Source organism: Azospirillum sp. A26 (assembly GCF_042604635.1).
Lineage (GTDB): Bacteria > Pseudomonadota > Alphaproteobacteria > Azospirillales > Azospirillaceae > Azospirillum > Azospirillum palustre.
In genome coordinates this window covers 76,484-100,281 of the sequence record NZ_CP170472.1, presented here as the reverse complement: position 1 = coordinate 100,281, position 23,798 = coordinate 76,484, and the positions used below count along the sequence as shown (strand labels likewise).

Sequence of the window (23,798 nt, the reverse complement as noted above, 5' to 3'; positions counted from 1 at the left end):
GGCGCCTCACCCCCATGTCCTTCCTGCTTGTCCAGGCCCTCAGCGGGCTTGCGACCGCGGCGACGCTGTTTCTGGTGTCGTCGGGGCTGACCATCGTGTTCGGCGTGACGCGGATCGTGAATTTCGCGCACGGCTCCTTCTACATGGTCGGTGCCTATGCCGGCTGGTCGCTGATCGAACGGTTCGGCGGCACGCCGGCCGGCTTCTGGGGTTCGGTCGCCGCCGCGGCGCTGGCGATGGGCGTGCTGGGCGCGGCAATGGAGATCGGGCTGCTGCGCCGGCTCTACCGCTCGCCGGAGCTGTTCCAACTGCTGGGCACCTTCGGTGTCGTGCTGGTGGTGCAGGATCTGACCGCCTGGGCCTGGGGGCCGGAGGATCTGCTGGGCCGCCGCGCGCCGGGGCTGAAAGGCTCCGTCGACATTCTGGACCAGCCCTTCCCGCTCTACGACCTGATGCTGATCGGGCTCGGGCCGCTGGTGCTCGGGCTGTTGTGGCTGCTGTTCAACCGCACCCGCTGGGGCACCCTGGTGCGGGCGGCGACGCAGGACCGCGAGATGACCAGCGCGCTCGGCGTCGATCCGGCGCGGCTGTTCACCGGCGTGCTGTTCCTGGGCTGCGCGCTGGCCGGGCTGGGCGGCGCCCTGCAGGTCCCGCGTGAGTCGGTGACCCTGCAGATGGACATGGCCATCGTGGTGGAAGCTTTCGTCGTCGTCGTGGTCGGCGGCATGGGCAGCCTGACCGGCGCCTTCCTCGCCTCGCTGCTGATCGGGCAGTTGCAGGCCTTCGGCATCCTGGTCTTCCCGCAGATCACGCTGGTGCTGGTCTTCCTGTTCATGGCGGTGGTTCTGGTCCTGCGCCCGCACGGCCTGCTCGGCCGAGCCGAGGAGGTGCCGCCGACCGCACCGGCCGCGGTGACCGTGCCGCTGTCGGCCGGGCGCCATGCCGGGCCGTGGGCACTCGCCCTGCTGGCGCTGTTGGCCGCGGCACCGCTGGTCGCCGGCGACTACGCGCTGATCCTGCTGACCGAGGTGGTGATCCTCGCTTTGTTCGCCGCCAGCCTGCATCTGCTGATCGGGCTGGGCGGGCTGGTGTCCTTCGGCCATGCGGCATGGTTCGGGCTGGGCGCCTACGGTTCGGCCCTGCTGGTCAAGCATCTGGGGGCGCCGATGCCGCTGGCGCTGGCCGGAGCGCCGGTTCTGGCCGGGCTGGGGGCGCTGGTGGCCGGCTGGTTCTGCGTGCGGCGGTCGGGGCTGTATTTCGCCATGCTGACGCTGGCCTTCGCCCAGATCGTCTGGTCGATCGCTTTCCAATGGTATGCGGTGACCGGCGGCGACAACGGCATCCTCGGTGTCTGGCCGCCGGGCTGGGCGGCGGGCAAGGCGACCTATTACTGGCTGACGCTGGGCTTGTGCGGCGGCGCACTGTGGCTGCTGCGCCGGGCGGCCTTCGCCCCCTTCGGCTACGCGCTGCGCGCCGGCCGCGACTCGGGATTGCGGGCGGAATCGGTGGGCATCGACGTGCGCCACTTCCAATGGATGGCCTTCGTGCTGGCCGGCACCGCGGCGGGGCTGGCCGGCGGCCTCTACGCCTTCGCCAAGGGCAGCGTCTTCCCCACTCTTTTGGCGGTGCCGCAGTCGGTCGACGCGCTGGTGATGGTGCTGATGGGCGGCATCCAGACCGTCGCCGGGCCGCTTGCCGGCGCGGTGGCATTCCACCTGCTGGAGTCGGAGGTCATGAGCCTGACCGACTGGTGGCGGCTGGTGCTGGGCCTGATCATCGTCGCGCTGGTGCTGGTCTTCCCCAAGGGGATCGTCGGCTTCCTGTCCGGCCTACGTTCTTCCTTGGGGGGGAGGCGGGCATGAGCGAACTGGTGGTGCGCGACCTGCAACGCTCCTTCGGCGGGGTGCAGGCGGTCGGCGGCGTGTCCTTCACCCTGCGGTCCGGCGACCTGCTGGCGCTGATCGGCCCGAACGGCGCCGGGAAGAGCACCTGCTTCAACCTGCTGAACGGCCAGCTGCGCCCCGACTCGGGCTCGGTCAGGCTGGACGGCACCGAGCTGGTCGGGCTGCCGCCCCGGCGCATCTGGGCACTGGGGGTCGGCCGCACCTTCCAGATCACCGCGACCTTCGCCTCGATGACGGTGGCGGAGAATGTGCAGATGGTCCTGCTGTCGCGTGCCCGCCGGCTGTTCGGGCTGTGGCGCCCGGCCGCCGCCCAGTTCCGCGAACCGGCGCTGGCCCTGCTGGAGCGCGTCGGCATGGGACCCCAAGCCGACCGGCCCTGCGGCGTGCTGGCCTATGGCGACGTGAAGCGGGTCGAGCTGGCGATGGCGCTGGCGAGCGAGCCGACGGTACTGCTGATGGATGAGCCGACCGCCGGCATGGCCCCGGCCGAACGGCTCGTCCTGATGGCGCTGACGGCGGAACTGGTGCGCGAGCGCGGCCTCGCCGTTCTGTTCACCGAGCATGACATGGACGCCGTCTTCGGCCATGCCACCCGCGTGCTGGTGCTCGACCGCGGCCGGCTGATCGCGGAGGGCTCGCCGGATCAGGTGCGCGCCGACCCCCGCGTGCAGTCCGTCTATCTGGGAGGCGAGGCGTGAGCGAACCCCTGCTGACGGTCGACGGCCTCCAGGCCTGGTATGGCCGCGCCCATATCCTCGACGGCATCGCCCTGACCATGGGCCGCGGCGAGGTGGTGGCGCTGATGGGCCGCAACGGTGCCGGCAAGACCACCACGCTGAAGGCGATCATGGGGCTGGTCGAGCGCCGCGCCACGACCCTGCGTTTCGATGGCCGCGACCTGTCGGCCCTGCCCGCCCACCGCATCGCCCGGCTCGGAGTCGGCTATGTGCCGGAGGACCGCCGCATCTTCGCCGACCTGACGGTGGAGGAAAACCTGGAGGTCGGCCGCCAGCCGCCCCGCCCCGGCGCGCCGGCCTGGACGCCGGAGAAACTCTTCGCCCTGTTCCCCAACCTCGCGGAGATGCGCGGACGCCGCGGCACCCGGATGAGCGGCGGCGAGCAGCAGATGCTGACCCTGGCCCGCACGTTGATGGGCAACCCATCGCTGCTGCTGCTGGACGAACCGTCGGAGGGGCTGGCGCCGCTGATCGTCAAGCAGATGGCCGAGGCGGTGCGGCGGCTGAAGGCGGAGGGGCTGTCGGTGCTGCTGTCCGAACAGAGCCTGTCCTTCGCCTCGGCGGTCGCCGACCGCGCCTGCGTCATCGAAACCGGCCGCCCGCGCTGGACCGGCACGATGACGCAGCTGATGGCGGACGATGGGGTGAGGGCGGCCTATCTGGCGGTGTGACCGCCCGTCCCCCCGCTCGTCACTGCCCGGCGACGCTGAGGTCCATCACCGACTTCGGATCCAGCGCCTTGTCGACCTGACCTTCCGACTGCCAGAACTTCACCTGATTGACGACGTCGTCCACCAGCAGGCGGGCCTGCGGGTCGACATAGGGCAGGCCGGCGGCAGCGATGTCGGGCTTCTGCTTGGTGGCGTCGGCAATGATGGTCAGCAACTCGTCATAGCCGGGGCCCTTGACCAGATTGCCGGCGGCGTCCTTGCCGTTGAAGGCGGCGTGGTATTCGGCCAGCGCGGTCTTGTAGGCGCGGACGAACTTCTCGACCAGCGGACGGCGGTCCTTCATCGTCTTCGGCGCGGTGAACAGGGCGCCGAGCTGCCAGGGCGTCTCGTCGCCGACCCAGCCCAGCATCTTGCCGGCGCCGTCGGCCACCAGCTGCCGCGACACGGTGGACGGCGCGATGATGGCGTCGACCTGCCCGCCCTTGAAGGCGGCGACCATCTTCGGCACGTCCTGCAACGGCACCATGGTCACGTCCTTGACCGTGAAGCCGTGCTTCTGCGCCAGCAGCCCGATCATGTAGTGGAAGGTCGAGCCGACGGTGGTGATGGCGACCCGCTTGCCCTTCAGGTCGGCCGGCGTCTTCAACCCGGCATCGTAGGCGGCGTTGGTCGCGAGATAGGCGCTGAGGGGGAAGCCCGGCTCGTCGCGGCTCTGCGCCGCGATGATGGTGACCGCTCCCTTGGAGGCGAGATTGTAGAAGCCGGCGGTCAGGCCGGTGACACCGAAATCGACATCGCCCGAGGTCACGGCGACCGGGACCTGCTGGGCCGAGGTGAACATCTTCAGATCGACGTCCAGCCCTTCCTTCTCGAAATAGCCCTTGGCCTTGGCGATGAAGATCGGCCCGGAAGAGGACAGCGCCAGCACGCCGACCGTCGCCTTCTCCAGCGGCTGCGCCAGCGCGGCGGACATCAGGGTGCCGGCGGCGAAGGCGGCGCCAGTGGTGGCGATCAGGGCACGCCGGGTGAGGCGGGCCAGGGTCATGGCGGCGGTCATGGACGGAAATCCTCCCGATGGATGGTTCAGGTTTCTTGGGTAAAGGTCGCTCAGCGCCAGTTCAGCAGGCGCCGCTCCAACTGCGACAGCACGGTGCCGATGGCGAGACCGAGCAGCGACAGCACCAGCACGCCGGCCAGCAGCGTGTCGGTCTGCATCAGGTTGCCGGCCATCAGCACAAAGGCGCCGATGCCATATTCGGCGCCGATCATCTCCGCTGCCACCACCAGGATCAGCGCGATGGATGCGGTGATGCGGAAGCCGGCCAGGATGCCCGGCAAGGCGCCCGGCAGGACGATGGAGCGCAGGATCGACCGCCAGGGCAGGCCGAAGCTCTGCGCCATGCGGATCAGGTTGCGCGGCACCGAATCGATGGCGCTGTAGGTGGCGATAACGGTGGGGAAGAAGACGCCGAAGCCGATGGTGGCGAATTTCGACGGCTCGCCGATGCCGAACCACAGGATGAACAGCGGCAGAAGCGCGATCTTCGGGATCGGGAAGAAGGCCGACACCAGCGGCACGCCGACCGCGCGGGCGGTGGAGAAGATGCCCATGGCGAAGCCGACCAGCATGCCGCCCGCCGTGCCCAGCACCCAGCCGACGGCGATGCGCCCCAGCGACGCCTTCAGGTTCACCCACAGCGATCCGTCCGTCACCATGCCGGACAGGGCATGGGCGACGGCGCTCGGCGGCGGCAGGAACAGCGGGCTGGCGAGGCCGAGGCGGCTCACCCCCTCCCATACCGCGATCAGCACGGCGAAAGCAGCCAGCGCCGCCCAGGGATGGCGTTTTACGGTAAAACCGCCGCCACGGAAGCGGACGGGCTGGCCCATCGTGGAGGCAGCGGCTACGGTGGTTGGGTTCAGGCTGTCAGGCACGGGCGATCTCCCGGTCGGCCATCTGGGCTTCGGCCTTCATCAGGTGCCACAGACGGTCGCGCACTTCGGCAAGATGGGCCTGGGCCGACGGCTCCTGCCGGCGCTCCCGCGGCTCCTCGATGGTGACCAGTTCGCGGATGCGGCCCGGACGGCGGCTCAGCACGCAGACGCGGTCGGCCAGCCGCAGCGCCTCGTCCAGATTGTGGGTGACATAAAGCGCGGTGGTCTTCTCCCGCCGCCAAAGCTCCAGGAAATCGTCCATCAGCAGCTCGCGCGTCTGGGCGTCCAGCGCCGACAGCGGCTCATCCAGCAGCAGCATCGCCGGGCGCACCGCCAGCGCGCGGGCGATGCCGACCCGCTGGCGCATGCCGCCGGACAGCTGTTTGGGCAGCGCCTTGCGGAACTCCCACAGCCCCATGCGGCGCAGGCCGCTGTCGATGCGCTCGCGCCGCTCGGCGGATGAGAGCGGGTGATGCTCCAGCACCAGGGCAACATTGTCCTCCACCGTACGCCAGGGCAGCAGGGCAAAGTCCTGGAAGATGAAGGTGATCGGGTTGAGGCAGCCGTCCGGCACCTCCCCCTCCACCCGGATGCTGCCGGAGGTCGGGGAGACGATGCCGCCGGCGATGCCGAGCAAGGTCGACTTGCCGCAGCCGCTGGGGCCGATCACCGCCAGGATTTCCCCCTCCGCCAGGGTCAGGTCGATGCCGTCCAGCACGGTCAGATCGTCATAGCGGTGGGTCAGATCGGAAACGAGAAGCCTCATCGCGCCCTTATCAAGCCTGCAGCTTTGTCGGTGGAGTCCGACTGTTCGTTGGGCCTGCCACTATAGCGCGGCGATCCGGCGGCGGAGAGGGGAAAGGCGTTCCGCATCCCAGCCATACGGCAGTATGGTAGTGGCCGGAAGGCGTCAAGCCGCTGTCGGCTTCGCGACAGCAGTCGTCGTCAGGCGGTTCCGCTGACCGGGTCACCACCAACCGGCAGGTCGAGCACACGTAATGCGGCGGCACAGCGGCCGACCGCCGCTTCCGCCAAGGCATGGCGTTCGCTCAGTCCCGCCTCGTCCACCTCGTCGGGGGTCATCGCCTGCAACAGGACGCGCAGAGTGCGGACATAGGTGCGCAGAAGCGTGGCTTCCTCGGCATGGTCGCCCAGCAGACCGGCCTGTCCGGCGGTGCGCAGGGCGACAAGCTCGCCATCCAGCGACGCGGCGGCCATCTCGATGGCGAGCAGGGCCCGCGTCAGGCGGACATGCTTCAGAACGACGATATCGGCCATGCCCACCTCCCTTGCCGGCTGGAATGGCCGGGTGAAAGCAATGGCCGTGCCAGCGGCTTCGCGAGGCCCGTCAGCGCCCCCGCATCGACGGATGCCAGGCCGTGGTCGCCCGCTCCAGCACTGCCAGCGCGCCATACAGGCCAGAGCCGGTCAGCGCCGCCACGGCGATGGTGGCCCAGACGATGTCGAGACTCATCCGCGCCACTTCGGTCGAGATGCGGAACCCCATGCCGACCACCGGCGTGCCGAAAAATTCGGCAACGATGGCGCCGATCAGGGCCAGGGTGGAGTTGATCTTCAAGCCGTTGAACAGGAAGGGCAGTGCATTGGGCAGCCGCAGCTTAATCAGCGTACGGCCATAGCCGGCGGCGTAGCTGCGCATCAGGTCGAGCTGGATGCGCTCCGAATTGCCGAGGCCGGCCAGCGTGTTGATCAGCATCGGGAAGAAGGTCATGACGACGATGACCGCGGCCTTCGACTGCCAGTCGAAGCCGAACCACATCACCATGATGGGCGCAATGCCGACCACCGGGATGGCACTGGCAAGATTGCCGAGCGGCAGCAATCCGCGGGCAAGAAACGGCACGCGGTCGGCAAGGATTGCCACCAGGAAGCCGGCACCGCAGCCCATGACATAGCCGCGCAGGACGGAGGTCAGCACGGTCTGGCGGAAATCGTCCCACAGCACCGGCGCGTTGGCGGCCAGCGCCGCGGCGATGCGGCTGGGCGGCGGCAGCAGGATCGCCGGCACCTGGAAGCCGCGGACCAGCACCTCCCACCCCACCAGCAGGCCGAGCCCGAACAGGCCGGGCACGATGACGGAACGGGTCCAGCCCGGCACGCCGGCCAGCACCCCCATCACCCGCCACAGCAGCAGCGTCGCGGCGGCGAGGAACAGCCAGAGCCCCCAGCCGGCGGACAGGTCCAGCCCCTCGTTCAGCAGATGCAGCGGCAGGAGCCAGGCCAGCGCCACGCCGGCCAACTCCGCCCAGGCGCCCCAGACCCGCTTCGGTGCCGACGCGCCTGCAATGACGGCCAGCACCACACCGATCAGGAACAGCGGCGCCATCGTTCCGCCGAACCAGCCAAGGACAGCGCCATTCCGGACACCCACCGGCAGGGCCAGTGCCGCCAGCGCCGGCAGGGCGATGGCGACCAGCCCCCAATCGGCGGCGGTGCGCAGGCTGGTGCGGTAGGGAGTCGTCGCCGTATCGCTCGCCGAATCGCTCATCGCAACCCCGCCCGGCCCAGCAGGACCAATTCAAGCCCGCGCACCACCGCGATCAGCGCCACCGACAGCAGCGAGGCCATAATCAGCGCCGCCCAGATCTGCACGGTCTGTCCGTAATAGGAGCCCGACAGCAGCCGCGCGCCCAGCCCGGCCTGCCCGCCGGTCGGCAGCTCGCCGACGATGGCGCCGACCACGCTGATGGCGACCGACACCTTGAGGCTGGCGAACAGGAACGGCATGGAGGCCGGAAGCCGCAGCGACCAGAAGGCGCGCAGCCCGCTCGCCGAATAGGTCCGCATCAGGTCGAGCCACAGCGGATCGGCGGAGCGCAGCCCCTTCACCATGCCGACCGTGATCGGGAAGAAGCAGAGATACATGCAGATCACAGCCTTCGGCAGCAGCCCGGTCAGCCCGATGTTGCCGAGGATGACGACGATCATCGGGGCAATCGCCAGGATCGGGATGGTCTGCGACGCGATCACCCAGGGCAGCAGGCTTGCCTCCAGCGTCCGGGTATAGACGATGCCGGCGGCCAGCAGGATGCCGAGCCCCAGCCCCATCGCCAGCCCGGTCAGCGCCGCCTCCGCCGTCACCCAGGCATGGAACAGCAGGTTGCGCGGGCTGGTCGGCGCGTAGCCGGTCAGGGAGTTCCACAGTTCCACCACCACCTGATCGGGGGTGGGCAGGATCGGCCGCTTCATCGCATAGGCCTGGGTCAGCACATCTGCGAAGCCGGCCGACTTGTTCGCTCGGGTCAGCGTCTCCGCCGCCTGCGGCCAGTTCAGCCACGCCGCCCCGATGTACCAGGCCGCCAGCAGAAGCAGCGTCATCACGGTGACGGGAAGCGCACGCTTAGTCATCGTAGCTGTGCCCTTCCTTCAGCCCCTCGCGCACACGGTGGGCGATGGCGGCGAATTCCGGCGACTCCCGGATGTCCAGCCTGCGCTCGCGCGGCAGGCTGTTGCAGTCGATGACGTCGAGGATACGGCCCGGCCGCGGGCTCATCACCACGATGCGGGTGGAGAGGAACACCGCCTCGGCAATCGAATGGGTGACGAAGACGCAGGTCTTGCCGGTCGCCCGCCACAGCTGGGTCAGATGCAGGTTCAGGTGGTCGCGGGTGATCTCGTCCAGCGCGCCGAACGGCTCGTCCATCAGCAGCAGGTCCGGCTGGAGCGCCAGCGCGCGGGCGATGGAGACGCGCTGCTGCATGCCGCCCGACAGCTGCCAGGGGAACTTGCGCTCGAAGCCCGACAGACCGACGCGCTCCAGCTGCTCGCGGGCCCGTGCCTGCCGGTCGGCACGGGCGATCCCCATGATCTCCAGCGGCAGCATCACGTTGCGCTCCACCGTCCGCCAAGGATAGAGCGCCGGCACCTGGAAGACGTAGCCGTAGAGCCGTTTCAGCCGCGCCTGCTCCGGCGTCATGCCGTCGATGGCGATCCGGCCGGAGGTCGGACGCTCCAGATCGGCGATCACGCGCAGCAGCGTGGTCTTGCCGCAGCCGCTGGGACCGATCAGCGAGACGAAATCGCCCCTGGCGATGGTCAGGTCGACCTCGCTCAGCGCCATAACCGGCTTGTCCGCCGTGGGATAGACAAGAGAGAGCTTGCGTGCCTCGACAACCACCGGGGACTTGGCCGAAGAAGCGGCCCTGTCCGAGCCTTGCCTGGAAGCGGTCGCCTCCCGGACATCGAGCGGATTTGGGAAGGTCACGGGCGGCGGTCCTTCACAGGGCGGATATGGGGCGGATTTGGAAAACGGACCTGACGGTTTGGTCAGAAATCATCCACCCTGCAAACTATCACCACCCCGACCAAGGCACCAGGGTTGCAAAAGCCCAGCCCTCTCGCCCAACGGCATCGGAACGCAACTTTGAGGAAAATTTTCGCCAGAGCGCAATTGGCATGCACATGCATGCCCTGCATTCTCGCGCCGCCGGACGCGCGCCATGCGCCGATGGCAACCGGAAGGAGGTGACGCGAGTGAGAAAATTCCTAAAGTGGCTCGGCCGCTTCTGGTTCAAGCTGAAGTTCGAGTTCGAAGCGGGCTTCAACACGGACCAGGACAGGTAAGCCAACATTGGCGGGGCTGGGAAACCGGTCCCGCCATTCAGGAAGCGGCTCGCGTCACCTCCTGCCCCGCAGATTACCATGCCCCCCGCCATTTTCAAGGCATGGGCGAGGGGGCGACCCACCCGGACACGCAGCGCGGGTGCGGATACCGCGTAATCGGGACAGGGCGAAAGAACTGGACGGGCGGCACCCCGCCGGAACAGGATCACGCCCCGTTCACGACCGCGCCAGCGACATGCCCGCCGCCAAGCCGCCCCCCAGTCTGGAAGTCACGCGCGAAGACAGCGCGGCCGGCGCCGTGTTCGTGGCAACGCCGGTGCTGACGCCGGTGATCCGCACGCGCTACCTGCTGATCGCGGGACTTCTGGCGACCGGCTTCATCGCCGGGGCCGGGCTGGCGCCCGACGAGCTTTCCCGCATGCTGCAATGGCTGGCCGCTTTCTGCGCGGTGCCGGTGCTGCTGCTGTGGGTGGTGACCCTGTCGGAGACGGTGCAGCGCCGCGCCGTACGGCTCGGCGTGACGGAACGCGGGTTGACGGTGGACGGCGCGCGCATCCATCCGCACGAGACGATCCGGGACCTGGCGCTTTATCCAATGGTGGGCGGCAAGCCGCTGTTCGTCGCCTGGATCGATCCGGCGCACGACTACCGTCACAAGGTGGAGATGACTCTCGTCGCCGGCAATATGGCGCCCAACGATGCGGTGAAGGCGGAATTGAAGGCTGCCGGCAGTCGAAATGTACGGCTGGTCATGCACCGGCGCGGCGGCCACAAGGCGATTGTCCTCGTCCGCGGCCTGACCCTGTCGGGCGGGCAGACCCTGCTGGCCGCCCTGGCATCGGAGCTTCGCGCTCGCAGCCGCTAGAGTGTGATCGCTTCGAGCGGAATCGCTTGAAGCGTGAATCCGATCGCCGAACATAAAACCATAGCGTCGTGCATTTCATATCAAACGCACGACGCTATGGGGCGCCCCAGGGCGAGAGACTGGAAAAGACCGGGAAATCAGCGGCGCGGAATGGCCGGTGGCTCCGGCAGGTCCTCCTCCAGGATGACGACGTTCAGGGCATAGGACACCTCGCCCTCGTCCTCGTCACGGTTCAGCGTGCCGAAAAACTCGCCATCCACCGTCACTTCGGCCGACTGGCCGGGCTTGGCCGGCGGCTCGATCACGATCTTGGGATTGCCCAGCGTCTTGCGCAGGTACATCTGCACGCGGGCGATTTCGGTGTCGGACATCCGGACGGCGGACGGCTTGGCGGGCGGCATGGCGAACCTCGTTGTCTGCGAAGGAGCGTCATATAGGCGGCTTCGCCGCGAAGGGAAAGCGATACATCTCCGGATCTCCCGCTGCCACCGCAGGTGTGGCGCGTGCGCCAGAGCCGCCCCCACCTACGCCCTCGCCCACGCGGGGTAACGCCGGCACAGTCCGACGCTCCGAATGAGCGGCGCTCCCGGCTGGCGGAAAAGGCTATGCTCCCCGCGGCGGTACGCTTCCCGGCAAAGGGCGGCGCCCAGGGGCATGGCCGTGGGGTCATGGCTGTGGGTTCATGGCTGTGGGTTCATGCCCATTGCCCTGGCAACAGGCTGCCGCGATTACGCAAGGATGGAACGCCGTGACGAAGACCGCACTCCCGACCGCAAGCCATGCAGACCGCCGCCCGGCCGGCCGGCGGAGGCGCCGGCTCGAGGCGACCGTCCTGACGGCGGCACTGCTGGCCGCCCTGCCCTTCGGCGGCATGCAGGCGGGCAGCGCCTGGGCGGAGACCGGCAAGCGCGTGGCGCTGGTCATCGACAACGGCCGCTACACCGCGCTCGACGGCCGGTCCGATCAGGCGGTCGCCAACGCCTCGGCCATGGCGTCGGCCTTGCGCAGCGCCGGCTTTTCGGTGACGCGGGCCGACAATGTCGGACGGGTCGCCATGGAATCGGCGCTGGAGCGTTTCCGCGAGGCGCTGTCGGGGGCCGACCTCGGCTTCGTCTATTACACCGGCCTCGCCGTCGGGCTGGGGGAGCGGGAATTCCTGTTGCCCGCCGATGCCGCCCCCACCGGAGCCGACGACCTGCCGCGCAACGCCCTCGACCTCGACGGCGTGCTGAGCGACCTGCGCGACAGCGGGCGCAAGTCCATCGTGGTGATCGATCCCGGCGTCGCCGAGGCGCTGGCCCAGCGGGTCGGTGGCGGTGCGCTGGGCACGCCGATGGAGGCCGACGGCCTGTTCGTCGTCTATGCCCACCGTCCGGGCGTGCCGCCGGTGCCGCCGAAATCGGGCAAGGGACCCGATGCCTTCACCGCCGCGCTGGCGCGCGAGATGGTCAGGCCCGGCGTCGCCTTCCGCGATTCGCTGGCCGAGGTCGCACGTTCGGTCGCCGAACGCAGCGACGGCCGGCAGCTGCCCTGGCTGCAGGACCGGCTGGGCAGCACTCTTGTGCTGGTGCCGGCGGTTGCCGCCGCCCCTGCCAAGTCGCCGGCCACCCCGCCAGCCACGCCAGCCACGCCAGCCACGCCTCCGGCGAAAGAACCGCCAGCGGTGACCAGCTCCAGCCTTCCGCCCGGCAATTATGAAATGGCGAAGTCGGGCGTCCTGTTCGACCGGCCGGCGGTCGGCGCCCGCGGTGTCGCCCAGTTGGCAGCGGGCAGCGCCGTGACGGTGCTGGACTCCGTGCCGGAAGGAAGCTGGCTGCGCGTGCGCGACTCGGCCGGGCGAACCGGCTATCTCACCGCAGGGGCGCTGTCGGCCCGCTGGGCCGACCCATCGCCGCAGGCTGCCCGTGCCCGTGGCCCGGTGGAGGCCGGACCGTCCTTCGGCGATCCCGGTTTGGACCAGGGCGTCGAACCGCCCGCCGCCGGCACCTCCGACCCGGTCCAGACCGAGCAGCGCAGCTTCCCCAGTGCACCGCCCGGAACCGGCTTCTCGACCCCTGACGGCCCGGCGGTGGAGGCGGAGCAGCAGGCGATGCGTGCACTGGGCGATGCCCGCACCGCGGCGGAGCGGGCGCGCAGCCGCCCCGACAGCCGGTTCTGGAGCTACGGCTTTTCCGGCGGCGACCGCTATGAGGGCGGCTGGACCCAACCTTCGTCGAATTCAGGTCTCGGGCGGCCGATCCGCCAGGGAACCGGCGTCTACCATTTCGCCAATGGGCAGACTTATGAAGGGGAATGGTCGGGCGATCTGATGTCCGGCTTCGGCGTGATGACCTTCAACGACGGCAGCCGCTTCGCCGGACGGTTCCGCAACGGCCAGCCGGACGGCCCCGGCATCTTCCACTACGCCAATGGCGGACAGAGCGCCGGGATGTGGCGCGGCTCCGTCCGCCTCGACCAGTAGAACCTACCCGGCACATCCGCCGGTAGGATCAACCCGGCTTCGATCAGCGCGGCTTCAGGGCTTCCACCACCTGCACATGCCCCTGCAACGCGCCCAGCGTCAGGGCGGAGTTGCCGTTGGCATCCATGCGGTAGGGGTTCGCCCCGCTGTCGAGCAGCAGCTTCGCCACCGCCTCGTGCCCGTTGTTGGCGGCGTACATCAGGGCCGACCAGCCATAGGCGGTGGTGCGGTCGACCATCACCCCGCGCTGGATCAGCGTGCGCGCCACCTCCTGGTGGCCGCGGGCGGCGGCGGCCATCAGCGCGGTCTTGCCGTCGCTGTTGGTGGTGTCGAGGTCGGCACCGCCCTCTGCCAGCGCCCGGACCACCGCATCATGTCCGCCCCAGGCGGCATACATCACCGCGGTGGCGCCGTCGGAGGTGCGCAGGTCGGTGCGGGCGTGGCGGTCCAGCAGCACGCGCACCGCGTCGGCCAACCCCTGTTCGGCGGCGATCATCAGCAGGGTCTTGCCGTTGTCCAGCCGCGTGTCGGCGCTGGCGCCCGCCTGGAGCGTGCGCGCCAGCTCCGCCGGGTTGCGCAGCAGGGCCAGAACCGATTCGCGGTCGCCCAGCCCCGGCGTCGCCTTCACCGGCGCCGCGGAGCTTGCGGGCGCGGCGCTGCCGGCATTGCCGATAGCGGTCCCGGTGGCGGGGCCGACGGAGGGACCGGTATAGACCCGCTGTTCGCTCGCGGCACGGATGCGCTCGGCCAGATCGGGGCTTTCCGGCGAGATCATCTGCGCCCGCTCGTAGAAGCGCTTCGTCTCCGACCAGTCGCCGTCCCGTTCGGCCAGCATCGCCCAGCGGCGGTAGGTGTCCGTCATGGTGGTCAGCAGGTCCGCCGCCTCAGGCGACGACGGCGCGATCTGGCGGATGCGCTGCACCGTCTCATAGGCGTTGTCGCCCGGCGGGGTGGTCAAGCGCTTGCCGGCGATCTGGCGGCGGGCCTGATCGACCATCGTCCGCACGCGCTGGGCGGCGTCGGCATCCGGAGCGGCAGGCTGGGGAGCGGCGGGAACCGCGGCGGTCGTCGACGGGTCCTCCAGCGGCGGCAGCGAGGCGACGCCCGGCGCCGCTTCCGTGTTGCCGGTCGCGGGGGCCTTGGCTGCGGGCGGCTGCGCCTGGGCCGGCGGCAACGCCGCGGTTTCTACCGGAGCCGACGCTGTCGGCACAGCCGTCGAAACAGGCGTCGCCGGCTTCGACACTGTCTGGGTGCCGGTGGCGACGGGTGGCAGCGCGGCGGGCGGCTGGGCAGCCGTCTGCGTCGTCGGTGCGGTGGAGGGAACAACGCCGGCAGAGGCGGTCACGTCGGAAGCCGGTGCGACCGGCACCGTGACGGCATGCTGCCGCTCGGCGGGCGCCGCAGCCCCGGTCAGGCCCTGCACGGTCCGCTCGACCGCATCGCGCGCCTTGGCCCAGCCCTCCTCGACCATGGCCAGAGCACGGTCGGGGAAGGCGTCCGGCACGGCGGTGGCGATGGCGGCACCGGCGGCCCCCAGCAGGACCAGCGTGGTCAGCGCCGCCCCGGCATAGAGCGCGGTCCGCCGCGGCGCCCGCATGGCACCGGCCTGACCGCCGTCCGGCGGCCAGCCCTGGCCCTCTGCGCCGGCCATTGGCCCGGCGCCGCGGTCGGTCCAGCTCTGGTCGCCCTGCCAGCGCTCCTCCTGCGTCGGATGTTCCCGACGCTGCCCCACCGACCAATCGTTCGCCGGCGGAATCGCGGCGGACTGCACCGGAACCTGCTGTGGTTGGGGCTGGGGCGGTACCGCCAGCATCGGCGCAGGCCGGGGTACGGGCTGCGGCGTAGGAGCAGACTCCCGCACGTCGTCGACAAAGCCGCCGCCCGCCGTCATCCGGTAGATCACGCCCATGTCGCGCAACTCGTCGGTCAGACCGGCGCGCGCCAATGTGCCTTCCAGTTCGGGCGTGCCGCAGAGCAGCACCTGCATGAAGCGGCCGGCCGGCGTCTCCGCCCGCGTCAGATCGACCAGATCGGCCAGCACCGGCGGCGCCAGCACGGCGGCGTTGTCCACCGCCAGCAGCCCAGACCCGGCAAGCTCCAGCCGCTCTTCCAGCGCCGCGATCAGCGCGTCGAAATCGGTCTCGCCGTCCTCCCCCGGAACCAGATCGGGCAGGGCGCCACTGCCGGCGGCAGCGACCAGATCCTCCACCTCCGATCCGACCGATGCCGCGACCGGCAGCGCCATGGCACCGTCGGCCTCGACATGCTCGACCAGTTGGCGGAACAGGGCGGGACGGCCAGAGCCGGCGTCGCCCACGAGCACCAGCAGCCTTTTGCGCGCCAGGAAGGCGAGCACCAGTCCATCGCGAATCTCGGCCGCCGTGACACCGGCGGACTCGGAAACGGGATCGTGGTGGCCCGGAGCAGCGCGGCGGGCGCGCGAGGAATGTTTCGGGGCAGAACGGTCCATGGACATCTCAAGACGCCGATCAGTGAAGGATGCGCTGATGAGACTCTAGTGATGCGCCCCCCAAGCCCCGACGGAGCAAAGGGCGGTTGCCCCCTCTCTTCCGGGGTGGGTGGACTGACCCTTCCGGCGCGAAAGCAACCCTGGTCCGCCGGACGGGGGAGGCGTATAGGGTTGCCGCCGAAATTCGGTCATATCCCACCATCCGGACAGCGACATTCATGCGAGTCGGAATCGATTTGGGCGGCACCAAGATCGCCGCCGTGGCGCTGGACCGCGACGGGACGGAACTCGCCCGCCACCGCCGTCCGACCCCCCGCGGCTACGACGCCACGCTGGACGCCCTGGCGGAGACGGTAAACGCCCTCGATCCGGCTGGAGCCGGCGGTGTCGGCATCAGCCTGCCCGGTCTGGTCGACGTCGCCGCAGGGCGGGTGCGTGCGGTCAATTTGCCCTGGCTGGAGGGCCATGGCTTCGTCGCGGACGCAACGCGGCGGATCGGGCGGCCGGTGCGGATCGCCAACGATGCCAACTGCTTCACTCTGTCGGAGGCGACCGATGGGACGGGGGCCGGCGGAGGTCCGGTGGTGTTCGGCGTCATCCTCGGCACCGGGGTCGGCGGCGGCATCGTCGTGGATGGCCGCATCCTGCCCGGCGCCAACGGGTTGGCCGGCGAATGGGGCCATGCGCCGCTGCCCTGGCGCGAGGAGGCCGACGGCCCGCCGGTGCCCTGCGGCTGCGGCAGGATCGGCTGCCTGGAAACCATGCTGTGCGGGGCCGGGCTGTCGCGCCTGCACCGCCATCTGACCGGCGAGGCGCTGGACCCGCCGGAGATCGCCGCCCGCGCCCAGGCCGGCGATGCCGCCGCGGCCGGAACGCTGGCCCGGCATGCCGATGCCCTGGCCCGCGCGCTGGCGCCGGTGCTGAACCTGCTGGACCCCGACATGGTGGTGGTCGGCGGCGGCCTGTCCGCCCTGCCCGGCCTGTGCGAGGCGGTGACGCGGCGCTGGGGCGCCTGGACACTGGCTGCCGATCCGCGCACCCGGATGGCCGTCGCCCGCCATGGCGGGGAAAGCGGCATGCGCGGTGCCGCCCGCCTGTGGCCGGACTGACCGGCATTCCGGCCACAGCACCACTTTCGAGACAGCAGCCGCAACCAACGGTCACGGGTGGCACGAGACTTGCGCATTCTCCGCTCAGACCGAACGGGGGACATGCCCATGATGCGGAAGAAATTGGGGACGCGAGCCACGGGCAGCAGCGTTCATTTGCATTTTGCAAACCGGAACGCGACGCGGGCCGGAAAACCGACTGCGCGTTTGCATTCTGCAAATGATCCTGGGGCTCGCGATCAGCAAGCCGTCCTGGGCACCGGCCTCCATCTGGAGCATGCCTGTGCACGTTTGCAGGACGCGGCGGTCGAACTGGAAACGGTGCTGGCGGCCCTGCCCGGCGACGAGCAGGCCGACCTGCACGAGGCCATCGGCTCGATCATGGAGACGCTGCAACTGATCGCGTCGGCCCATGCCCGGCTGGAACCGCCCATCGCCGCCGACTGAGGCGCCATTCCGCCGATTGGCCGCATGGAATTGGCGACATGGAAAAAGGGCGGCCCGATGGGACCGCCCCTTCCGTTCGCCTGACCGTCGGATGCCGGTTCGGTCGGCAATGCGCTCAGTCGGTGATCGTCTGCCAGAAGAAGAACGCGACGGCGAGAACCATGATGGCGATGTCCATGGGAACGGCTCCTGTGGATGACGGCGGATAAGTGTTTCGCTTCGATCTATACGACAGTTCGCCGGCCGGCGGCAGTGCCTCCGTTCCCCCTGCGGCGGTTTTTCGCTCCCCTACCCGCTCCGCACAAAAAAAATCTGTGGGCACATGCTGGCCAACGATGCCGACAAAGTTGGGGACGCGGCCTTCCTGCTGGCGCCCGCCGCCCGGCGGTCCGGACCGAAGAGCCGACAAACTCCGCTTCATCTATTTGTAAACAAAAGAAATTTCGAAGTCGCCGGACCCGTGCCGCCGCAATGGCCCCGTCCGGCCCTCGCGCCGACCTGCCGGCTCCAGACCGGAAGATCGCAGCGCTATGACTTTTGTCAGGGGTTGCCTTCCCAGGGGGCTTTCTGGCAAGAAAAAGGCCGCTGGAAACAGCGGCCTTGAGTTTAGGGAGGAAACGCCCAAGAAGGGCGAAGCAGCAATCGCTTGCTGCACTGCAACAGTACCAGAAGCGGGGGGCGCTGCAACCCCCAAAGCCGGCCCCCGCGTGGGGCCGCAGCTTTTGGAGGGGTCTGTTGCGCATCGGCCACAGCCGGGTCATTCCTTGTTCTGAAACGGAGGCCACTCCGGCAGTCCGGCCGTTACACCAACGCGGCGTGCCGGCATCGGTCGGCCGCTGCATTCCGACCGGCAGCGGCGCTGATGAGGACCCAGCCTTGACCCTCCTTCCCCCCTCCGCCTTGGCGGAATTCGATGCCTTCACCGCATCCCTGGGCAGCCGCACCCCCGCCCTGTTCCTCGATTATGACGGAACGCTGGCCGCCATCGCGCCACGGCCCGAACTGGCGGCGATGCCCGACGAGGCGCGCGCGGTGGTGCAGCGGCTGTCGGCGCTCTGCCCGGTCGCCTTCGTCAGCGGCCGCGACCTGGACGATCTGACCGCGATGGTGGCGGTGGATGGCTTGGTCTATGCCGGCAGCCACGGCTTCGACCTGCGCGGTCCGGACCTGCGGAGGCAGGTGGGGGTGGAGTATGTCCCCGACCTCGACATCGCCGACGGCAATCTGCGCGACCGGCTCGGCGGCATTGCTGGCGCGCTGGTGGAGCGCAAGCGCTTCGCCATCGCCATCCACACCCGGCAGGTCGCGCCGCCGGAGAAGCCGCGGGTCGCCGACGCCGTCCGCGCGGTGGTGGAAGCCCAGCCGCGCCTGCGCATGACCGGCGGCAAGGAACTGTTCGAGCTTCGCCCCAACCTGCCCTGGGACAAGGGCCGCGCCGTGCTCGCCCTGCTGGAGGCTCTGGGGTTGGAGGGGGCCGGCACCATGCCGATCTATCTCGGCGACGACGAAACCGACGAGGATGCCTTCCGGGCCCTGGCAAGCCGGGGGGACGGCAACGGGATCGGCATCCGGGTGATGGACGGCCCGGCGGAGACGGCGGCGACCTGGAGCCTGCACGACCCGGCGGAGGCCGCGGCCTTCCTGGGACGGCTGGCGGGCTGGCTGGCACAGGGGTAACGGCGAACGGTTGATGATTTGGGGAAGCGGCTCCCCCATTCACCAACCCTAAACCCCCGCCGCCTTATGCTGGCCGCTCAACCAGCCGGACAGCGCGTCATGGACATCGGATCGGCCACCACCGCCACGCCCTATCGTCCGCAGGCCAGCGCCGTCGACGGCCTGCAGGACGCGCAGGCCCGCACCGAAGCGGCGTCGGAACAGATCGCCGCCGGCAACCTGGACCCCGCCGTGGTGCTGGAACTGACCTCGGCCCAGGTGGATTTCGCCGCGAACGCCAAGGTGCTCCAGGCGACGCAGGAAAACAGCCGGCGCCTGCTCGACATGCTGGCCTGACCTTGGCCTGAGCCCTGCCGCCGGATCAGCGCGGCTTGTTGGGGCCGTAGATTTTGGGCTGGCTGAAATTCAGGTGGTCGAGAAGGCCCTGGGTGGCGCAGCCGTCCACCGGCAGCTTGGCCGCGCGCTGGTAGGAGCGGATCGCCGTCCGGGTGCGCGATCCCATCTGGCCATCGACCGAACCGGCGTTGAAACCGTGGTCGTTCAACGCCTCCTGGGCGCCCGAGATGAAGGCACGGCGCATCTCGTCGGGCAGATTGTCGGTTTCGCAGGCGGCAAAGGCCGGGGTCGCCAGCAGCATGGCGCCGCACAGCGCGGCACCGCTCAGGGCCGGAAGAAGACGTCTGTTCATGGATCGGTCGCTCCGCATCGTTGGAGTAGCAGTCTGTTGAAACAGCCGAGCCCACCCTTCCATTCCATGGATGGGCATTCCAAAAACGCCTCGAATCGAAAAGGGCGGCCGCAAGCGACCGCCCTTTTTCCCGTCCGACCGGTCAGCCCCCGGCGGCGTGCGCGTCGTCGCTCTGCCCCTTGATCCGGGAGGCGAGTGCGGCCTCCAGGAAGGGATCGAGCGCACCGTCCAGCACCGCTTGGCTCTGCGAGGTTTCCACCTCCGTCCGCAGATCCTTCACCATCTGGTAGGGGTGCAGGACATAGGAACGGATCTGGTGGCCCCAGCCGATGTCGGTCTTGGTGGCTTCCAGCGCGGCGGCGGCGTCCTCGCGGATCTTCAGCTCGCGCTCGTACAGGCGGGCACGCAGCATGTCCCACGCCTTGGCGCGGTTCTTATGCTGCGACCGTTCCTGCTGGCAGCTCACCACGATGTTCGTCGGGATGTGCGTGATGCGCACCGCCGAGTCCGTCTTGTTGATGTGCTGGCCGCCGGCGCCCGACGCCCGGTAGGTGTCGATGCGGCAGTCCTTCTCGTTGATCTCGATGTCGATCTTGTCGTCGATCACCGGGGAAATCGAGACGGCCGAGAAGCTGGTCTGGCGCCGCGCCTGGCTGTCGAACGGGCTGATGCGCACCAGACGGTGCACGCCGGCCTCTGTCTTCAGCCAGCCATAGGCGTTGTGGCCCTTGATCTGAACGGTCGCGGACTTGATGCCGGCCTCTTCGCCCGGCGTCTCGTCCAGCCATTCCGTCTTGTAGCCGTGCTGTTCCGCCCAGCGGGTGTACATGCGCATCAGCATCAGCGCCCAGTCCTGGGCCTCCGTGCCGCCGGCGCCGGCATTCACCTCGACGAAGCAGTCGTTGGCATCGGCCTCGCCCGACAGCAGGCTTTCGATCTGAAGCTTGTTGGCGCGGTCGCGCAGGCCGTAGAGCTGGGCCTCCGCATCGGCGACGACGGTGGCATCCCCCTCAAGCTCGCCCATCTCGATCAGTTCCAGGCTGTCGGACAGGTCACGCTCCAGCGCGCGGTAGCCGGCGACGGAGGTGTCGAGCTGGGTGCGCTCGCGCATGATGGTCTGGGCCCGCGTCGGGTCGTCCCAAAGCTTGGGATCCTCGGCGAGGTTGTTCAGTTCGTCGAGACGCCGCAGTGCATTGTCCCAGTCAAAGATGCCTCCTCAGCAGCGCCAGCGATTCTCTGATCTCGCCGGCGGCCGCTTCGATCTCGGCCCGCATGGCGGTGCCTCCTCGTCAGCCAGAGTTGAAGGGTGTGTCGGCTGCATATGTAGCCGCTCGCCCCCCGCCTTGCACCCCCTTAATGAGCAGCGCCGTCCCGGGCCGCGCCGCCGCACCGGGACGGCTTGCCACTTTCGAGTATGGCCGAGCCCCTGCTTGGCGGTCCTATCCGTTTGGAATCATCGGACCGGTTCATTTCAGAGTACGTCCCATATCCGGCCGCACAACCCTACCGCGGCGGCCGGGATTCCCCGAAATCGAGCTTATCTTCTGCGTCGTTCCTTACCTTTCTTGCGCGATTCCGCCGGGCATCCCTGGCGCGGTCCGCGCAGGGCATTCCTTGCGCGAACGCCTGGACGCGCGACACCTCTGCCGGGGGCACGATGAGCTTCACCAGCCTGAACTTCCTGCTGTTCATCACCGTGTTCAGCGCCGGCTTCATGGCGCTGGCCCGCACGCGCGCCTTCACGCCCTTCCTGCTGGTGGCCAGCTATATCTTCTACGGCTATTGGGATTACCGGTTCTGCGGGCTGCTGGCGCTCAGCACCTTCATCGACTTCTATTGCGGGTTGAAGATCGCTGACTCGCCCGACCGCAGCACGAAGAAGATGTACCTGTTCATCAGCCTGGGCGCCAACCTGGGCATGCTGTTCTTCTTCAAATACTACAATTTCTTCGCCGACAGCGCCGAGATCGCGCTGGCCTCGCTGGGGGTGGAGATCGGACGGCGGACGCTGGACATCCTGCTGCCGGTCGGCATCTCCTTCTACACCTTCCAGAACCTCAGCTACGGCATCGACCTCTACACCGGCGAGGTGAAGGAGCCGGAGCGCTCGCTGATGCGCTATGCCACCTTCGTCGCCTTCTTCCCGCAGCTGGTGGCCGGCCCGATCGTGCGGGCGCGCGACCTGCTGCCGCAAATCCAGCAGCGCCCGCGCGAGATCCCGTTCGAGGAGCGCTTCGCCGGGCTGGAAAAGGTGATCTGGGGCTATTTCCTGAAGATCGGACTGGCCGACAACGCCGCCGTGGTGGTCGACGCCCGCTTCCATCAGCCGGAGTTCTTCAACGCGCTCCAGCATGTGATCGGGCTGGTCTGCTTCTCCCTGCAGATCTACGGCGACTTCGCCGGCTACTCGCTGATCGCCATCGGGCTGGCGCAGATCTTCGGCTACACCATGTGCGAGAATTTCGCCCGCCCCTACTTCGCCACCGGCATGCGCGATTTCTGGCGGCGCTGGCACATCTCGCTGTCCACTTGGTTCCGCGACTATCTCTATGTGCCGATGGGCGGCAGCCGCACGCGCTGGCTGCGCATCCGCAACGTCGTCATCACCATGCTGATCTCCGGCCTGTGGCACGGCGCCAACTGGACCTTCGTGCTGTGGGGCGCGATGCATGGCGGCCTGATGCTGGTTGAGGATGGCGCCCGCCGGCTGGCCGCCGCCAGCCCGGTGCGCCTCAGCGGCCCGATGCTGGCCGCTGGGCGGCTGGTGATGATCGGCCTCGTCTTCATGGTGGTGACGCTGACCTGGCTGCCCTTCCGCGCCGATAACCTGCAAACCGTCTGGACCATCCTCGGCATCATCGGCCATGGCGATTTCGGCCTCCAGCAGGGCAACCAGCAGGCCAGCACGCTGATCCGCGTCGCCGTCGCCGGCATGATCGTTCTGCTGGTCGACATGATGGTCGAGCGCGGCGCCGGCCGCCGCTATGCCGGGACCAATGTGGTGGCCCGCTCGATGGCCTGCTCGGCCCTGATCCTGGTGATGCTGCTGTTCGGCAGCTTCGCCAACCACGCCTTCATCTACTTCCAGTTCTGACCGGACGGAGACCTCCCCATGTACCGCCTTCTGGCTTGCATCGCGCTGATCCTCGCCACCGTCACCGCGATGGACCGGGTTCTGGCCTCGGCGCTGGGCGATCTGCTGCTGCGCTCCAGCGATCGCTTCATGACGGTCTACCGCCCGTTCGAGGCGGAGGCGCAGCCCGCCATCGGCCCAGGGACCAATCCGGGCATCAAGCCCGGTATCAAGCCGCCCGCCGGCCAGGAGGAGCAGCCGAACGCCCTGCTGGTGAAGGCCGCCCTGACGACGCAGCCGCGGCCGGCCAACGCGCCGGCGACCGGCCCGGTCGCCAAACCCGCCAGCGGTCCCGCCGACGTGCTGGTGCTCGGCAACTCGCGGGCGGACAACCACTTCCCCGTGTCGGCACTTCAGGACATGACCTGCGGCCGGGCGCTGAACCTCGGCATGGGCGGGGCGCCGACCGTCCTGTCGGCCCTGCTGTGGGACGATTACGTCGAGCGGCATGGCGCGCCGCGCCTGCTGGTGCTGGAGCCGACCGGCCTGGTCGACAACCCCCACGATCTGGCCGACCTGCCGCTGCTGGCCTACTACTCGCAGCGGATCGACGCCTTCGTCCGTCAGGAAAACCGGGAGCTGTGGATGGCCAACCACGCCTTCAACCTGATGACCTTCAACAACAACCAGACCATGCGGCTGATCGCCGGGCTGGTGAAGCCCGCCGCCGACCGCACCCTGGTGGGCGCCATCCCGGACCCGATGAAGGCGCAACTCGCCGCCGCACCGGAGGAGACGATGACCGCCGATGCCGCCAACTGGCAGGCGCTGGACCACATCATCACCAGCGCCCAGGCGCAGGGCACCCGGGTGGCGGTGGTCATCACCCCCTATTTCCCGACCTATGCCGGCAAGCTGAAGAATTTCGACGCCTTCTTCGCCGACCTGAAGGGCCGCCTGCCCACCGGCGTCACCGTGATCGACGCCCGCCGCGCGGTGGACAAGGACGAGTTGTTCATGGACGCCCTGCATGTCAACGAGGATGGCGTGCGCGCGATGTTCGCGGCGATGGAACCCGACCTGCGCCCGCTCGGCAGCTGCCCGGTCGATGCGATGGCGTCGCTGTCGGGAACCGGAAACACGACGCACTGATCGCCTGAGCGCCGTCACTGTAGCC

At 69.1% G+C, this 23,798-nt stretch carries 23 protein-coding genes; 11 read left to right on the top strand and 12 right to left on the bottom strand.

Annotated features, from left to right (window positions below; translation table 11 throughout):
• Window positions 1–14 precede the first annotated feature (14 nt).
• Genes ABNQ39_RS00930 through ABNQ39_RS00920 form a run of 3 tightly spaced genes read left to right on the top strand, consistent with a single transcriptional unit; the run spans window position 15 to window position 3,312 of the window.
• Entirely contained in the window at window positions 15–1,862 is a 1,848-nt protein-coding gene (locus ABNQ39_RS00930) for an ABC transporter permease (RefSeq protein WP_376958341.1), read from the top strand.
• On the top strand, window positions 1,859–2,602 hold the full coding sequence (locus ABNQ39_RS00925; RefSeq protein WP_376958340.1) for an ABC transporter ATP-binding protein: 744 nt from the start codon (window positions 1,859–1,861) through the stop codon (window positions 2,600–2,602). The genes ABNQ39_RS00930 and ABNQ39_RS00925 overlap by 4 nt, the downstream gene beginning before the upstream one ends.
• Window positions 2,599–3,312 carry an ABC transporter ATP-binding protein gene (locus tag ABNQ39_RS00920; protein WP_376958339.1) on the top strand — a complete coding sequence of 238 codons (714 nt, stop codon included), beginning with the start codon at window positions 2,599–2,601 and terminating at the stop codon, window positions 3,310–3,312. Before ABNQ39_RS00925 ends, ABNQ39_RS00920 begins: the two co-directional genes overlap by 4 nt.
• Window positions 3,313–3,331: 19 nt before the next feature.
• On the opposite strand, the gene ABNQ39_RS00915 is transcribed toward ABNQ39_RS00920, so the two are convergent.
• From ABNQ39_RS00915 to ABNQ39_RS00885, 7 genes are all read right to left on the bottom strand, one after another.
• A complete protein-coding gene (locus ABNQ39_RS00915; protein WP_376958338.1) occupies window positions 3,332–4,369 on the bottom strand; it encodes an ABC transporter substrate-binding protein in 1,038 nt (345 codons plus the stop codon).
• Between the two features lie 50 nt (window positions 4,370–4,419).
• Entirely contained in the window at window positions 4,420–5,247 is an 828-nt protein-coding gene (locus ABNQ39_RS00910; RefSeq protein WP_376958337.1) for an ABC transporter permease, read from the bottom strand.
• Window positions 5,240–6,013: an ABC transporter ATP-binding protein gene (locus ABNQ39_RS00905; protein ID WP_376958336.1), complete on the bottom strand. Its 774-nt coding sequence runs from the start codon at window positions 6,011–6,013 to the stop codon at window positions 5,240–5,242. Before ABNQ39_RS00905 ends, ABNQ39_RS00910 begins: the two co-directional genes overlap by 8 nt.
• Window positions 6,014–6,192: 179 nt before the next feature.
• The gene (locus ABNQ39_RS00900; protein WP_376958335.1) at window positions 6,193–6,525 is read right to left on the bottom strand and encodes a hypothetical protein; all 333 of its coding nucleotides are present in this window, start codon (window positions 6,523–6,525) and stop codon (window positions 6,193–6,195) included.
• Between the two features lie 70 nt (window positions 6,526–6,595).
• Entirely contained in the window at window positions 6,596–7,756 is a 1,161-nt protein-coding gene (locus ABNQ39_RS00895) for an ABC transporter permease (RefSeq protein WP_376958334.1), read from the bottom strand.
• Window positions 7,753–8,616, bottom strand: a complete 864-nt coding sequence (locus ABNQ39_RS00890) for an ABC transporter permease (RefSeq protein ID WP_376958333.1) — start codon at window positions 8,614–8,616, stop codon at window positions 7,753–7,755. The genes ABNQ39_RS00895 and ABNQ39_RS00890 overlap by 4 nt, the downstream gene beginning before the upstream one ends.
• The gene (locus ABNQ39_RS00885) at window positions 8,609–9,328 is read right to left on the bottom strand and encodes an ABC transporter ATP-binding protein (protein WP_376958332.1); all 720 of its coding nucleotides are present in this window, start codon (window positions 9,326–9,328) and stop codon (window positions 8,609–8,611) included. The genes ABNQ39_RS00890 and ABNQ39_RS00885 overlap by 8 nt, the downstream gene beginning before the upstream one ends.
• A 738-nt stretch (window positions 9,329–10,066) precedes the next feature.
• Here ABNQ39_RS00885 and ABNQ39_RS00880 point away from each other — a divergent pair.
• Window positions 10,067–10,696 (top strand): hypothetical protein, encoded by a 630-nt coding sequence (locus ABNQ39_RS00880; RefSeq protein WP_376958331.1) that lies wholly within the window; start codon window positions 10,067–10,069, stop codon window positions 10,694–10,696.
• A 137-nt stretch (window positions 10,697–10,833) separates the two neighbouring features.
• Here ABNQ39_RS00880 and ABNQ39_RS00875 read toward each other — a convergent pair whose 3' ends face one another.
• Window positions 10,834–11,097 carry a DUF3126 family protein gene (locus ABNQ39_RS00875; protein WP_098740518.1) on the bottom strand — a complete coding sequence of 88 codons (264 nt, stop codon included), beginning with the start codon at window positions 11,095–11,097 and terminating at the stop codon, window positions 10,834–10,836.
• A 347-nt stretch (window positions 11,098–11,444) separates the two neighbouring features.
• On the opposite strand from ABNQ39_RS00875, the gene ABNQ39_RS00870 reads away from it, so the two are divergent.
• Window positions 11,445–13,157, top strand: coding sequence for a caspase family protein (locus tag ABNQ39_RS00870; protein WP_376958330.1), 1,713 nt, complete (start codon window positions 11,445–11,447; stop codon window positions 13,155–13,157).
• Between the two features lie 43 nt (window positions 13,158–13,200).
• On the opposite strand, the gene ABNQ39_RS00865 is transcribed toward ABNQ39_RS00870, so the two are convergent.
• Window positions 13,201–15,627: an ankyrin repeat domain-containing protein gene (locus tag ABNQ39_RS00865; protein WP_376958329.1), complete on the bottom strand. Its 2,427-nt coding sequence runs from the start codon at window positions 15,625–15,627 to the stop codon at window positions 13,201–13,203.
• A 218-nt stretch (window positions 15,628–15,845) separates the two neighbouring features.
• Between ABNQ39_RS00865 and ABNQ39_RS00860 the strand changes: the two genes are divergently transcribed.
• Complete coding sequence (locus tag ABNQ39_RS00860; RefSeq protein WP_376958328.1) at window positions 15,846–16,736, top strand: ROK family protein; 891 nt, start codon at window positions 15,846–15,848, stop codon at window positions 16,734–16,736.
• 291 nt (window positions 16,737–17,027) lie between these two features.
• Window positions 17,028–17,183, top strand: coding sequence for a hypothetical protein (locus ABNQ39_RS00855; protein ID WP_376958327.1), 156 nt, complete (start codon window positions 17,028–17,030; stop codon window positions 17,181–17,183).
• Between the two features lie 115 nt (window positions 17,184–17,298).
• On the opposite strand, the gene ABNQ39_RS00850 is transcribed toward ABNQ39_RS00855, so the two are convergent.
• A complete protein-coding gene (locus ABNQ39_RS00850) occupies window positions 17,299–17,592 on the bottom strand; it encodes a hypothetical protein (RefSeq protein WP_376958326.1) in 294 nt (97 codons plus the stop codon).
• A gap of 467 nt (window positions 17,593–18,059) precedes the next feature.
• Here ABNQ39_RS00850 and otsB point away from each other — a divergent pair, with 467 nt between their 5' ends.
• A complete protein-coding gene (gene otsB, locus ABNQ39_RS00845) occupies window positions 18,060–18,860 on the top strand; it encodes a trehalose-phosphatase (RefSeq protein ID WP_376958325.1) in 801 nt (266 codons plus the stop codon).
• Between the two features lie 99 nt (window positions 18,861–18,959).
• Window positions 18,960–19,196: a hypothetical protein gene (locus ABNQ39_RS00840; RefSeq protein WP_376958324.1), complete on the top strand. Its 237-nt coding sequence runs from the start codon at window positions 18,960–18,962 to the stop codon at window positions 19,194–19,196.
• Window positions 19,197–19,221: 25 nt separating this feature from the next.
• Here ABNQ39_RS00840 and ABNQ39_RS00835 read toward each other — a convergent pair whose 3' ends face one another.
• Window positions 19,222–19,548: a peptidoglycan-binding domain-containing protein gene (locus tag ABNQ39_RS00835; protein WP_376958323.1), complete on the bottom strand. Its 327-nt coding sequence runs from the start codon at window positions 19,546–19,548 to the stop codon at window positions 19,222–19,224.
• A gap of 142 nt (window positions 19,549–19,690) precedes the next feature.
• A protein-coding gene (gene prfB, locus ABNQ39_RS00830) for a peptide chain release factor 2 (protein ID WP_376958322.1) occupies window positions 19,691–20,822 on the bottom strand; the annotation gives its coding sequence in 2 pieces (ribosomal slippage) (window positions 19,691–20,752 and window positions 20,754–20,822; 1,131 coding nt in all).
• A gap of 383 nt (window positions 20,823–21,205) precedes the next feature.
• Between prfB and ABNQ39_RS00825 the strand changes: the two genes are divergently transcribed.
• Both ABNQ39_RS00825 and ABNQ39_RS00820 read left to right on the top strand, forming a co-directional pair.
• A complete protein-coding gene (locus tag ABNQ39_RS00825; protein WP_376958321.1) occupies window positions 21,206–22,642 on the top strand; it encodes an MBOAT family O-acyltransferase in 1,437 nt (478 codons plus the stop codon).
• Between the two features lie 18 nt (window positions 22,643–22,660).
• Window positions 22,661–23,773 (top strand): hypothetical protein, encoded by a 1,113-nt coding sequence (locus ABNQ39_RS00820; RefSeq protein WP_376958320.1) that lies wholly within the window; start codon window positions 22,661–22,663, stop codon window positions 23,771–23,773.
• Window positions 23,774–23,798: the final 25 nt, after the last annotated feature.